This is a genomic window from Pedobacter cryoconitis, assembly GCF_001590605.1.
Classification (GTDB): Bacteria; Bacteroidota; Bacteroidia; order Sphingobacteriales; family Sphingobacteriaceae; genus Pedobacter; species Pedobacter cryoconitis_A.
In genome coordinates, this window is the sequence record NZ_CP014504.1 from 2,210,615 (window position 1) to 2,223,416 (window position 12,802).

At 39.2% G+C, this 12,802-nt stretch carries 13 protein-coding genes; 4 read left to right on the forward strand and 9 right to left on the reverse strand.

From position 1 onward, the window contains the following. Nucleotides 1-129 precede the first annotated feature (129 nt). The 3 genes from AY601_RS09455 (at nt 130) to AY601_RS09465 (ending at nt 2,368) form a co-directional block, all read left to right on the forward strand. Nucleotides 130-804 carry an HAD family hydrolase gene (locus AY601_RS09455; RefSeq protein ID WP_068399759.1) on the forward strand — a complete coding sequence of 225 codons (675 nt, stop codon included), beginning with the start codon at nt 130-132 and terminating at the stop codon, nt 802-804. Between the two features lie 113 nt (nt 805-917). Continuing rightward, complete coding sequence (locus tag AY601_RS09460) at nt 918-1,409, forward strand: Lrp/AsnC family transcriptional regulator (RefSeq protein ID WP_068399761.1); 492 nt, start codon at nt 918-920, stop codon at nt 1,407-1,409. Further along, nucleotides 1,406-2,368 carry an EamA family transporter gene (locus AY601_RS09465; protein ID WP_068399763.1) on the forward strand — a complete coding sequence of 321 codons (963 nt, stop codon included), beginning with the start codon at nt 1,406-1,408 and terminating at the stop codon, nt 2,366-2,368. The genes AY601_RS09460 and AY601_RS09465 overlap by 4 nt, the downstream gene beginning before the upstream one ends. Before the next feature lie 73 nt (nt 2,369-2,441). Here the strand turns inward: AY601_RS09465 and AY601_RS09470 are convergent, their stop codons facing one another. Next, nucleotides 2,442-2,750 carry a hypothetical protein gene (locus AY601_RS09470; protein WP_068399765.1) on the reverse strand — a complete coding sequence of 103 codons (309 nt, stop codon included), beginning with the start codon at nt 2,748-2,750 and terminating at the stop codon, nt 2,442-2,444. Nucleotides 2,751-3,012: 262 nt separating this feature from the next. On the opposite strand from AY601_RS09470, the gene AY601_RS09475 reads away from it, so the two are divergent. Further along, on the forward strand, nt 3,013-3,885 hold the full coding sequence (locus tag AY601_RS09475) for an N-acetylmuramoyl-L-alanine amidase family protein (protein WP_232324728.1): 873 nt from the start codon (nt 3,013-3,015) through the stop codon (nt 3,883-3,885). Between the two features lie 212 nt (nt 3,886-4,097). Here AY601_RS09475 and AY601_RS09480 read toward each other — a convergent pair whose 3' ends face one another. The 8 genes from AY601_RS09480 to AY601_RS09515 form a co-directional block, all read right to left on the reverse strand. After that, nucleotides 4,098-4,670 carry a DUF1572 family protein gene (locus tag AY601_RS09480; protein ID WP_232324729.1) on the reverse strand — a complete coding sequence of 191 codons (573 nt, stop codon included), beginning with the start codon at nt 4,668-4,670 and terminating at the stop codon, nt 4,098-4,100. A gap of 129 nt (nt 4,671-4,799) precedes the next feature. Further along, nucleotides 4,800-5,486, reverse strand: a complete 687-nt coding sequence (locus tag AY601_RS09485) for a hypothetical protein (protein WP_068399768.1) — start codon at nt 5,484-5,486, stop codon at nt 4,800-4,802. 72 nt (nt 5,487-5,558) lie between these two features. Then, nucleotides 5,559-6,434 (reverse strand): AraC family transcriptional regulator, encoded by an 876-nt coding sequence (locus AY601_RS09490; RefSeq protein WP_084359180.1) that lies wholly within the window; start codon nt 6,432-6,434, stop codon nt 5,559-5,561. A 117-nt stretch (nt 6,435-6,551) separates the two neighbouring features. Further along, nucleotides 6,552-7,994: a M16 family metallopeptidase gene (locus AY601_RS09495; RefSeq protein WP_068399775.1), complete on the reverse strand. Its 1,443-nt coding sequence runs from the start codon at nt 7,992-7,994 to the stop codon at nt 6,552-6,554. Nucleotides 7,995-8,025: 31 nt separating this feature from the next. Continuing rightward, entirely contained in the window at nt 8,026-9,339 is a 1,314-nt protein-coding gene (locus tag AY601_RS09500) for a M16 family metallopeptidase (protein ID WP_068399778.1), read from the reverse strand. Nucleotides 9,340-9,539: 200 nt separating this feature from the next. Next, a complete protein-coding gene (locus AY601_RS09505) occupies nt 9,540-11,681 on the reverse strand; it encodes a hybrid sensor histidine kinase/response regulator (RefSeq protein WP_068399781.1) in 2,142 nt (713 codons plus the stop codon). A 120-nt stretch (nt 11,682-11,801) separates the two neighbouring features. Next, nucleotides 11,802-12,266: a hypothetical protein gene (locus AY601_RS09510; protein ID WP_068399784.1), complete on the reverse strand. Its 465-nt coding sequence runs from the start codon at nt 12,264-12,266 to the stop codon at nt 11,802-11,804. A 34-nt stretch (nt 12,267-12,300) separates the two neighbouring features. Next, entirely contained in the window at nt 12,301-12,783 is a 483-nt protein-coding gene (locus AY601_RS09515) for a hypothetical protein (RefSeq protein WP_157287810.1), read from the reverse strand. Between the last annotated feature and the right edge of the window lie 19 nt (nt 12,784-12,802).

Consider the following 12,802-nt stretch of genomic DNA (forward strand, 5'->3'; position numbering starts at 1 on the left):
GTTAAGGACTTAGTTCCAGAGCTCTTCACCACTGCAATAAGCTAGTGCATAAGTTTCTTGCTCAATTATCCGTATGCAAAGTCAACATACCTGGGTAAATAAATGTTAAAATCATCTTAACTTTGCAGCATGAATAAAGAAACTGCAGTCATCTTTGATATGGACGGGGTAATATGCCATACCAATCCATACCACTCTCTGGCTTTTCGGGAATTTTTCTCGGCACGCAACCTTAACCCTACAGATGAAGACTTTGCTCACCACATGTTTGGAAAAAGCAATAGCTACATCTTATCTCATTTTTTAGGCAGGCCGATTATTGGCGAAGAATTATTGCTGCTGGAAGAGGAAAAGGAAAGTCTTTTCCGGAAAATCTATGCACCACATATCCAGCCTATTGATGGCATCCTTGAATTTATTACTGATTTACAGCATCATGGTGTTAAACTTGGAGTAGCGACCTCTGCACCTGCCGCCAACCTGGACCTGATTTTAAGCGAAGTGCCTATCCGTGAAAAACTAGGCTCTATCCTGGCTAGTGAAGATGTGAAAAAGCATAAACCAGATCCTGAAGTATACCTGACATCTGCCAGGAACCTGGGGGTTACGCCCGAACAGTGCCTTGTTTTTGAAGATTCCTATTCGGGCATTTCAGCTGCATTAAATGCAGGAATGCGCGTAGTTGGCGTACTCACTTCTCATACTATAGAAGAATTACCAAAATGCAATTTATACATAGACAACTATAAGGATTTGTCATTTGACAAAATCAAATCTTTGCTTTTCAATCCCGATGACTTGTAGATGCTAAACAGTTCCTCTTTTTTCGTACACCAGCCACAAAAACAAGACAGAACTTATTATATTTATTTTACAATATAAATGAATATAATTCTGATTTATCATATATTTATAGAATGATAATCGAAAACAACATCAATTTAGATCATATCGATCTTTCGATATTAAGGCTAATGCAGGATAATTCAAGAATTTCTAATGTCCACCTGGCAAAGGAGCTTGAGATGGCGCCCTCTGCTGTTTTGGAAAGAGTAAAGAAACTAGAGCAAAAGAAAGTAATCGTCCAATACACAACCAGAATTAATCCTGCAGCGGTAGGACTGAAACTATTAGCTTTTATCTCAATGAAAGCATCTCACAGTCTGGGCTGTACCACTACAGCAATTGAACTGGCTAAAATTGAGGAAGTCCAGGAAGTGCATATCATTGCAGGTGAAGACTGTTATCTAGTGAAAGTCAGAACCGCAGACTCGGCTTCTTTAATGGAATTGATGCGAAACTCCTTTAGTAAAATCACTACCATAGTATCTATCCGTACTACTATCGTATTGGAGACCGTAAAAGAACAACAACAATTAGTCATTCCTGAAAACAAAAAAATATCATGACCAACAAACCCGCTTCTCCGCTCCTGGTATATCTCGCATTTGCTACCGTATATATTGTCTGGGGATCTACCTATTTTTTCATTCAAAGAGCTCTTGCCGGCTTTCCACCGTTCTTTCTTGGTACTTTTCGTTTTATCATTGCGGGTACCCTGCTCATGACCTGGTGTAAATTCAGGGGAGAGAAGATATTCGATTGGAAAAACATAAAATATGCAGTAGTAAGTGGTCTGTTGATGCTGGGAGTTGCCAATGGTACAGTAATTTGGGTAGAACAATTTATTCCAAGTGGGCTCGTAGCCATTATGGTGGCCTCTGCTGCCATCTGGTTTGTGATCCTGGATAAACCTAAATGGAAAGAAAACCTAAACAGCAAATCGACAATTGCAGGTTTGATTATAGGTTTTATAGGCGTGATCTTATTATTTTCAGAACAAGTTCTTCAGGCAGTAAATACAACTCAAAGTTCGAATCAGATATTAGGCATGATATTATTAGTTCTGGGACCTGTGGCCTGGGCAGGCGGGTCTTTGTATTCTAAATACCATTCAGCTCCGGGAAGTTCCGTGTCAGTCAATACAGCATGGCAAATGTTAGCTGCAGGTACAGCTTTTATAGTGGGAAGCGCATTAAGTTCTGAATATCAGCATTTCCACTGGGACAGTGTGCCACTCAGCGCGTGGCTGGCCATCATTTACCTGATCATATTTGGTTCTATAGCTGCTTTTAGTGCTTATGTATGGCTATTAACAGTTCGTCCTGCAACACAAGTAAGTACTTATGCTTATGTTAACCCTGTGGTAGCTATTCTCTTAAGTGTATGTTTCACGAGTGAAACAGTCAGCCTGATTCAAATTCTCGGATTGTTCGTCATTCTTGGAAGTGTACTTTTGATTAACCTGGCTAAATACAGAAAAGATAAAGTCATCGCTTCGGCACCACTCCTGTGTGCTGATAAATAATCGGAACAACATAGCAGGCCCGCTTCTAAGCGTGCCTGCTATGTTGTTATAGGATGAGATCCGGTTTATATAATTAAGGTTTTACCGGATGCGGATTTTGATCGCCTGTCGTTCCTGGAGTTGTTGTTGTGCCAGGGGGCGGCGTACCTTGTCCATTGGTACCTGTTGCACCCGCTCCTAATCCTTCCGTGCCCGGGCCAGAGCCGCTCACTCCTACACCAGCTGTGTCCGATTTAGCCGTATCATGCCTTGCCGTATCCACTATGGTCGTGTCCGTCACCCCAGTACTTGTCGTATCACTGCTGCTTTTTTTGTCTGAATGACATGCCGTAAAAACCATTCCGGTTAAAGCTACGGCTACTAAAAATTTTGAACCCATCATATCTATTAAAGTTAAATAGCTGTTTATGAACAATTACTATCTTAAAATCAAAAAAAACATATAAAGTTTTATCTTTTTTAAAATTCGTCCTGATCAGTTTCCTCGGCAGACATGAAAAAGCAAAAGAATAAAGAAAGGTTCCCAATTAATTTTTCATGACAATGAAATCGAACTAAGTTTAGTATTTCAGCGTTATCTTTGTAAATTTGTAAATTAACCCTCAAGAGGATTACAAACACACTTAATAAACCTGCAAAAAATAATGCCTGAAAACATTAAAAACCAAACAGCCTTTAGAACTGCTTTTACTGTTCTTTTTCTGCTTAGTTCTTCCTATATATACGCACAAACAACTCAGCAAGTACAAACAGCACCACAGACACAAATAGCACCCGTGGTACAGCAAGTCAAACCAGCTCCTGTTCTTAAACCCATGATTATCGTTATCGATGCAGGTCATGGTGGAAAAGACGGTTCAACAAGAGGTCTGTTTTCCAAAGAAAAGGATGTAGCACTTGATGTTGCCATGCTGCTGGGACAAACGATTGAGAAAGAAATTGAGAATACAAAGGTCATATATACACGTACCGAGGATGTTTTTATTCCATTATACGAACGTATTGATATTGCGAACAAAGCTCATGCTGACTTATTTATCTCTATTCACTGTAACTCCATGCCAGGAAATATGAGAGGCCGGACGGAAACTTCCGGAGTGGAGACTTTTGTTTCCGGTTCAGGAAGATTAGGTGAACAGGATGTAGCTGTCAGAGAGAATGCAGTAATCTTGCTAGAGAAGGATTATAAGGAAAACTATGACGGATACAACCCTAATGATCCGGAAAGTTTTATCATCCTTTCGCTGATGAAAAATGCTTACCGTCGTCAAAGTATTAAACTGGCAACTTTAATTCAGCAGCAATATATCAAAGTTGGCCGTGTTAACCGTGGAGTAAAAGAACAAAGTCTGGCAGTACTGGCAAGAGCAGGTATGCCAGCCGTATTAACTGAAATTGGATTTATCAGTAACCCTGACGAAGAAGAATACATTAACTCTTTAAGCGGAAGACAAGAGATCGTTCAAAATATTAAAAATGCCATTCAGGAATATACAAAGCAACTGATCGCTAATTAAAACTGTTAAATGATAAAAGCCTCTGAGGAAATTTTATCATTTAACCACCGTTCAAACAAAGAGCCCTCTTCAAACAGAGCGCGCTTTCTGAGCAGGTATCGTAAAGTATATCGTAGTCACCAGGCCAGGTTCACTTTCCAGCCAGATACTTCCACCACTAAACCGACAATAAAAAGAACTTACCTATTTCACAATCAACCACATAAACAAGATTACTTCTTCCTATTCAGGAACTCATCTGTAAAATGAGTTTTCTTTTTAGGCTGCGCGAATTTTTCTCCATTAAATTTCTGAGAATCTCCACGGGGTATAGACAAAGAATCCCATTCTTTATCCTTTAGCATTTTGCCTGAAAATACAATTTGACCAATGTGATATGGGTAATGCGCCAACTGTCTGTTAATAGCTTCGGTAATAGAATGCCCTTGATTCCTGATATAAATAATCTGCTCAAAATTATCTTCATTGATAGTCCTCAAGGCGTTAAATAAGCACCCCCAGCCTTCATTCCATAACAACATCAAGTCTGCTCTGCTCTGGACATCATTATCAAATTCAGCTTCCCGGTTACGACTATCCTTTTCCCCGTCAGTGGTCAGAAAATCAGTCCAGCGAGATAACATGTTTCCAGATATATGCTTAACAATAGTCGCAATACTATTACTTTCCGGGTTATATTGATAAAAAAGCTGTTCGTCATTTAACTGCGAAAAAGTATTTTCCCCAAGCATTTTATAATATTCAAACTGTTTGGATACACTTTCAAGATAATTATCAAGCATCATAAGGCAAATTGATATAAATGATTTATCTAATTTACAGCATAAAAATTAAATTTAACAAGCAATTAAGCCCTACTATTAAAAACCAGAGATCGAGTAAAATATCCGGTCTTATTTCATTAATCCGTTTCATTATTGCCAGAATCCTTGTAATTTGATGCTTCCATTAAAATCACTGCGTTGTTTTAAATGCCTGCGGAGTTGCATAGCAGTTGGACTATGACCAGCGATATAAATAGTTTCGTTACTCAATTCCTGCTCATTCAACCAGGAAATTAAAGAAATATCTTTTTTATTTTCCTCTATAGGTTGCAAATAAGTATCAAAATATTCTGAGAATTCACGGGCATGTGATTCCATATTGAAACTAATTGCCCCATAGATTTCCCCAATACCTAAGGCCAGCTGCTTTAAAGCCAGAAAATGTCCGATACTGCTGCTGTCTCCCAAACACAATAACCTGCTATCAGCAACCGGCTTGTGAAAAGTCCCCCCTATTCCCACATAAGAAATTACATCTCCTTTTTTCAGTGAGCTTACCCACTCACTACCAGGCCCCTGGTGGTCTGAACTGATACAGAGTGTACAAGTTTCAGTTTCAGCATCCCATAATGCCGGTGTATAATCACGGTAAGTATATTCAGAAACTTTAACTTTCATATGCTGGACTGAGGTCCATTTTTCCATATCTACCCCTGGCAGGTGTAAGTCAACTTCAAAAAAAGTAGCGGGATTCCACGCTCTCACATCTAATACACATCCTTGTTTTAAAACGCGGCTTTCAAAAATTGATAAGACTTTCTTTTTGATAATATTCATGAGCTTAAGTTTTATACAAAAAAACGATAAAACAACAGCCCATTCAAGAGACTATCCAAGGTTTAACTTGGACTATTCACGGTAGTCCTTCCGGAATTGCACAGCCGGGACACCCGCAACCTTACTGAATAGTCTGGAGAAATAAGCATGATCATCATAGCCTAGTGAAAATGCAATCTGTTTCACACTTAAATCACTATAGTACAGCATTCTCTTAGCTTCAAGAATGATTTCGTGGTGAATCCAGTAGCTTACAGGAAACCCGGTTACCGCTTTAACCACCTCATTCAGATAAGAAAGGGAAAGCGAAAGTATATCCGCATACTGACTTGGATTTTTAAGGGTTTTAAATTGACTGCTCACTAATTTCCGGAATTCGCTGGTAATCATCTCAGGTCTTAGCTGCTGTTTATCCTTTTCCGGGCTGCTTGATTTATAAAGCGCAGCAAAAATCCCTACATAAGCAGAAGCCAGAGAATGAATTACAGTACCCGGCATCAATGCTTGTCCGTCACCATCGAACATACCACATAAAAGTGCTGCACATTTCTCTAACTGAGCTACTTTTTCGGTACTCACCAGCATAGTTTGCTGATGCAGCGCGAGTTCTTCAAAAACCTGCTGATAACTCTTGTCTACTAAAGAGGAATCTATCGCCATAAACCAACCGGTCGTTTCTTCAGATTCTGGTACATAATGGACTTGTCCCGGTAAAATAAAAAAAGCAGCACAACCATCAACAACTATAGTCTTAAAATCAATATTCACATGGCTATGTCCATATTCCTGAAGAATCAAAATATAATGATCATCCCGGTGTGCACCCAGCTTCCGCATGTCATGTCTGTTGAAATTGACAAAATTACGAATTAGTATACCCAGCGAAGTTCGTTCCTGCAACTTATGAACAGGTATTGAAGTTCGTTTATGTTTTGATAGTTTCCCCATAAAATTATAGCATTCAAAGATGATAAATTCTGACAGAATAATACAAAAACCCCTGACATATAGCTGAAATTAAGTTTCAACTACACATCAGGGGTTTTAATCCGTTAAAAAACCTGCCTATTCAGCTGCTTTTTTTGCTGCTTCAGGAACCGCAGTTACCGGAGCCGCAAACTTGTCATAAGCTTTAACCAAAAATCCCATTTTCTTTAAACCCGGAACAAATTTTTCCTGGTTACCTACAATAACAATCCTTGCATCATCATAACCAAAATACTTTTTACTTACACGCAGAATATCATCGGCAGTAACTGCATTGATCTTTTGAAGATAAGTACGGTAGAAATCTTTCGGAAGATTATTAATCAGGATATTACTTGCAAAACCAGCCGTACGTGCTGGATTTTCCAATCCTAAAGCAAATGACCCATTGTAAAGGTTTTTCGCATTCTGAAGATCATCAGCACTTACTTTTTCGGTACGCATCACCTTGATCTCTTTTAAAAACTCAACAACAGCGCTGTCTACTTTTTCATTTCTCACAGCCGCATTTGCACGGAATGCTGATTGAAAGCGACCTGAACCTGTGGAAGCATAAGCACCATAAGTGAAACCGTGTTTCTCTCTCAGATTTCTGAATAACTTTGCATCAGCACCACCACCAAGAATTTCATTCGCCAGTAAGACTGCATGATAATCAGGGCTGCTGATCGGAAGGTCAATCAGGTTAGTAACCGTAATTTCTGATTGCACTGCACTTGGCACATCAATTACATTTACCTCAGTCTTTAAAGGGTTTTTCACCACTGTCAATACAGGAAGTGATAAAGTTGTGCCTTTCCAATCACCTAATGCTTTGATTGCGATAGCTTTTGCTGCTTCAGGCTTAATATCACCGACAAAAGTAAGATACCCTCTTGAAGGTGTTACATATTTACTATAAGCTGCTTTAATATCATTTAAACTAAGCCCTTTGATGCTTTGTTCCGTTTCAAATTCTCCCAGAGGATGGTTTACGCCATAAGCAAGCGCATTTACTACACGTCCTGAAATAGCCTTGGCACTACGTTCACTTGATTTTAAACCGGTTAACGCCTGGGACCTTAATTTCTCAAAAGAAGCCTCCGGGAATGCAGGATGACGCAAAGCATCAGCCATTAAAAGAAAAGCACTATCGAAATAACGGGTCAGTGCAGAGGTATGGCCGCCATTGGCAGAAACACTAACATCTGCACCCAACTGATCTACAGCCTCATCAAACTGAGCTTTAGTTTTCGTTGTCGTTCCCTCGTTCATTAATCCACTCAGGAAAGAGATTGAACCCGCTTTCGCGCCTTCAGTAATCGGGCCGGCATCGATGCTGAAAGTAGCAGTTACCTTAGGTAATTTATGATTTTCAACAACCAGAACCGTAATTCCATTCGGAAGTTTATAAATAACAGGGTCAGTAAAAGTAAGCACAGGTGCCGGTCCTGGTTTTGGTTTCTGACTTCTATCTAATTTTTGCGCTACTACAGACTGTACAAACAGTGTGGCAAAGGCAAGTATGAATATTTTCTTCATTTTGTAATTTTAATCTTGATTAGAAAGCGGACTATTTCTTAGGTAAGTAGTAAAGAACGATACGTTGGTTCTTATTTAAATATTTACGGGCAACTTCCCTGATTTCTTCCCGCGTGATTGACCTCACTTTATCCAATTCCTCATTCACATCATTCGTATCCTTATTGTGGAAAGTATAGCCATTCGCAAGATTCTCAGCAAGGCCGATCATTTTACTGTTTTTACTCACATAGCTGTTTTCGAACTGGTTTTGTAATTTAGCCAGTTCAGATTCGCTGATCAGATCAGTCTGTAAACGGACAACTTCGGCGTCTATATCTTTCAAAAGATCGTTCAGCGGTGTATTGTTATTAGGCAATGCCAATGTGATATAGGCCCCATAATCCTCCAGAGTATAATTGAAAGCCGCAACCTGAATTGCCGTTTTCTTCTCATCCACCATTTTAGTACTTAATCTTGAACTACCACCACCAGAAAGCAAAGTACTGATCATTCCTAAAACCTGGCTATCATGACTTTTCATACCCGGTACGCGGTAAGCCGCAAATATTGCAGGGATCTGAATGTTGGCATCATAAGCAGTATCAATGATTTCTTTTTCCACAGGTTTAACTTCATAAACTGTTTTCACAACCGGGGCACCTTTTGGAACTTCCTCAAAATACTTCTGTACTAAAGCTTTCGTCTGTGCAACATCGATATCACCAGCTATAGTCAATACGGCATTATTCGGAACATAATACTTTTTAAAGAACGCGATAAACTCACTTAACTTTGCGGCATCCAGATGCTCCATTGAGCCAATTGGCTGCCAGCGGTAAGGATGTCCCTGGAATAAACGGTCAAATATCTTTTCCGTGAACTTTCCATAAGGAGAATTATCAATACGTAATCTTTTCTCTTCTTTAACAACTTCATTCTGGGTTTTAACGCCACTCTCGTCTATTTTAGGATGAAGCATACGCTCACTTTCCAACCATAGTCCTAATTCTAACTGGTTAGAAGGAAAAACTTCATAATAAAAAGTTCTGTCTTGCGAAGTATTCGCATTGTTTTGTCCGCCATTGCTACTCACAGTTTTCATGAATTCTCCGCGTTTCATGTTATCACTACCTTCAAATAACAGGTGCTCAAAGAAATGCGCGAAACCAGTTCTCTGCGGGTCCTCGTCTTTTGAACCCACATGATACATGACAGAGACAGCCACTACTGGAGCTGTTTTATCCTGGTGCAAGATGACGTGTAAGCCATTATCCATATCATACTCGGTAAACTTTACCTTTTGCGCCGAAGCGCTTAGGAATAAGCCCGAAATGGCCATTGTGATTAGTAATTTTTGTTTCATATTTTAAATTTATCGATAATTTGTAAATGATACGGTTTTTTTTGAGCTGTCCTCACAATAAAATCATTTCTTCTGCCTATCACTAAAACAGATCAGCTGCGCCCTGGGAGTAGATGATTTTGAGAAAAATTCAGCAATCCCTCACTTAAGACTCCGGAAGAAGATTAAAATTACAAAAAACAATAAAAATATTTATCAGCCTATGCTAATGGATGCTGAAGCGCAGCAGCGATTTTCCTGACCAGTTCTGATTCGACAAATGGCTTTCTGACCAATCCAGAAAATCCATCTACTGAAATTTTCACTTTATCCAGCTCAATTTCATTTCCTCCAGTCACAATTACCGGTAGCTTATGAATAGCCCCCTGAGCCGACCGAATGGCAGTAAGCAGTTCATAACCATCCATTTCAGGCATTTGAAGATCAGTTAATACTACACTTACACTATTTTTATGCAAAATATCCAAAGCATCAGCCCCATTTGATGCCTGGTAGAATTTGACGTTCCATTTGCTGGTTATCATTTTCAGGAACATTAAATTCAGCTCATTGTCATCGACAGCCAGAATACTGATCCCATTTAACAGCACGAGCGGGTCATCAGTTGCAATCTTAACCGATCCGCTCTCTGCAGTAGCTATCCCTTCCGGATAAGGAATATAAAATTGGAAAGTACTGCCTTCTCCAGCCTTGCTTTCCACGCTGATTTCTCCCTTTTGCAATTCGACCATTTGCTTGCAAATATATAAGCCAAGGCCAGTTCCGTTTTTTCCTTTAGCAGAATTAGTCTGATAGTATTTAGAGAACAGGTTGGTTTGCTGCTCCTGGCTGATTCCCATTCCAGTATCTGTAATGCTAACCTCCAGCCTGTTTTGCTCCTTCACCCTATTCAGTTTTGCGTTCACGGTAATACCTCCTGTATTGGTATACTTAATGGCATTACTCAGTAAATTAACCAGGATCTGTTTCAATCTGAAACTATCCCCTGACAGGACAACCTGCTTATCTCCTACAAAATTATACTCAATAGTCAGCTTCTTTTTAGTCGCGCTGAACTCCATACTTTCGATCACTTCTTTCAAGGCATAATCCGCATTAAAAGGTTCAGAATTGATCTTAAATTCATTGTTCTCCATTTTAGCGGCGTCCAATGTATCATTCAGCGTGAGCAGCAGCATATCAGAAGATAAGGTAATGGAACCCAGCATTTCTGTCTGACGTGGAGAAAGACTGGTGCGGCTGAATATATAAAGAAAGCCCTTGATCGCTGTTAATGGATTACGGATCTCATGGCTCATATGCAGCAGTAAATCCATCTTTTGCTGTGCAATGGCTACTGCACGATCATTTTCCAGGCGCAGGTCTATTTCGGATTTATCCAGCTTAATGATAAATATGATCAGTAATATAGCAAATACCAGGACCAGAAAAAGTGCTGCAAGGTAAAATTTATTCAATAAAGCAGTAGTTTCCTGATAGCTTTTGAAAGCCATCTCCTTAAATTCAGCAACAATACTATAATTAATCTCCTTCACCCCGTTGATAATACGTTCCATCTCATTGTTGATGCGGATATTCAGGGTAATTAATTCCTTTTGCGCATTTAATAACTTTTCATTACGCTCCTGCAGTTGTCTGATCCCTTTTGTATAAGCTCTTTTATCATTTCCTGCAATTTTCATGGTCACAGAATCAATAGAACCACTGGTACGGTTGTGGTTAATCTCGATTATGCCTGTAGAAGTATTGTTATTAGAAATAGCATCTTTCAACCTGCTAAAAAGTCCTTTCTTTTTAACTTCTACTTCTTTACGGATCGTATCAGTTTGATTTTTAGTTATTTTTTTATTCGCATAGACTACAGTCCGGATACCTGGCAAATTCTGATTATTCAGGTTAAAATCAGTATAAGCAGTAAGCAGAGAATCAAAATTATGTTTAAGCGTATATAAGTTCTCAGACAACTTTAACTTCTGATGATACCAATATCTAACTTTATTACGCTGTACAGCAGACAAACCTGCGGTATCGGTATTTTCTTTAAGCAAGGAATCGATTTCATCAAATGCTTGTGACAATTTTACCTTGTAAGCCTTACTTTTAGTGCTGTCAGTACTTAAAAGTGATTCCTGAAAATCATCCTCAGCCTGGTGAAGTAATAATAAAGCCCGTTGTGGTTTCGATTGATCACGTTCTATATCATAAGCGAATTTCGAAAGGTTCTCTAATTTATGAGTGATTGAATAGCGTACAAATAAGGCAGCTATAGCCAGTACAATAACCCCGGCCAGGAAGGCAAGAATAATTTTTCTTGATAGAAATTTAGTGTATGTGGGTTTCAAATCGTAAATATTTCATTCAATAGAACTACAAAAATACCATTATTTTTTTAGCCGTCCCTTATATTTAAGATACGAGGTAACAACCCCTGTGGTTACCTCATCACACAGGGGTTGTTTGTTTTATAAATATACCTTCAGCTCCAGCATCATTCTTTCATGTATCTCAATCAGTTGAATAATATAGCGGCCAACTCCAGACTCCTGAAGTTCGTTCCCGAAGTAAACAGCTTTCTTTCTCAGGCGGATGATTAAACTTTCATGATCTTCCAGCAATTCATGAATAAGTCCCAGCCCATCGGTCCTGACCGGAGCTTGTTCAGCCAGCTGTTCCAGCGCTGAAAATATTTCGAGTGTAACCGGGATATTATAACCTGTGGAATGTATATGCGCTGCAATACTATCCATGGTGGTTTTCAACTGTTCATATTGTCCCTTAATTAATTTCCGATGCAGCTCATTGTCATCCAGATTCTGATAGGTGTTCTTTGTTTTGGTGTAAAGCAAAAATTCATCTGCTAAAATCACATTCAGCGTTTGTGCTACTTTTGCTGAGTTATTTTCTATAATTCCGATAATTGGTTCCATGTAATTTATTATGTAAAATTATACTGATCAGGACTTAAAATTTATAGGCGATACCTGCAGTTAAAAGACCTCTGTACCCCCAGCCCAGCTCGCCAAAACCAGCTATACTTCCATTGCCAATCCGCATGGCCAGGGGATTAATTTGATAAAGAAACTTATTGGCATGATTGCCGGTAAACAAGCCATATCCTGTACTGGCGGAGCCGTATAGCTCCACTGTTCTGCCGTGTGAATAAGTAAAATCAATACTGACCGCACTGTTATATTCTTTCACTTTGCTGTCATAATAAGTACCTGTATGATAACCCAGATCAGCACCGAATTTTATTTCCTCACTGAACTGGTAACGATAGCCTAAAACAGTCAATACCGAAAGATTTGAATTTCCTCTCACAAAGCTTTCAGAGAGACGTAAACTATTTAACCGCCCTGATTGAAGGCCCTGGGCTTTAACCTTATGGAACAACCCGGATAAAACAATTATTGTAACCATTGCAGCAATTTTTCTTCTAAACATTGGGTATAATATTTTTTTC

Bases quoted from the DNA above. Each gene is read 5' to 3' on its own strand.
- AY601_RS09455 (WP_068399759.1), top strand. From the start codon at position 130: ATGAATAAAGAAACTGCAGTCATCTTTGATATGGACGGGGTAATATGC.
- AY601_RS09460 (WP_068399761.1), top strand. From the start codon at position 918: ATGATAATCGAAAACAACATCAATTTAGATCATATCGATCTTTCGATA.
- AY601_RS09465 (WP_068399763.1), top strand. From the start codon at position 1,406: ATGACCAACAAACCCGCTTCTCCGCTCCTGGTATATCTCGCATTTGCT.
- AY601_RS09470 (WP_068399765.1), bottom strand. From the start codon at position 2,750: ATGATGGGTTCAAAATTTTTAGTAGCCGTAGCTTTAACCGGAATGGTT.
- AY601_RS09475 (WP_232324728.1), top strand. From the start codon at position 3,013: ATGCCTGAAAACATTAAAAACCAAACAGCCTTTAGAACTGCTTTTACT.
- AY601_RS09480 (WP_232324729.1), bottom strand. From the start codon at position 4,670: ATGATGCTTGATAATTATCTTGAAAGTGTATCCAAACAGTTTGAATAT.
- AY601_RS09485 (WP_068399768.1), bottom strand. From the start codon at position 5,486: ATGAATATTATCAAAAAGAAAGTCTTATCAATTTTTGAAAGCCGCGTT.
- AY601_RS09490 (WP_084359180.1), bottom strand. From the start codon at position 6,434: ATGGGGAAACTATCAAAACATAAACGAACTTCAATACCTGTTCATAAG.
- AY601_RS09495 (WP_068399775.1), bottom strand. From the start codon at position 7,994: ATGAAGAAAATATTCATACTTGCCTTTGCCACACTGTTTGTACAGTCT.
- AY601_RS09500 (WP_068399778.1), bottom strand. From the start codon at position 9,339: ATGAAACAAAAATTACTAATCACAATGGCCATTTCGGGCTTATTCCTA.
- AY601_RS09510 (WP_068399784.1), bottom strand. From the start codon at position 12,266: ATGGAACCAATTATCGGAATTATAGAAAATAACTCAGCAAAAGTAGCA.
- AY601_RS09515 (WP_157287810.1), bottom strand. From the start codon at position 12,783: ATGTTTAGAAGAAAAATTGCTGCAATGGTTACAATAATTGTTTTATCC.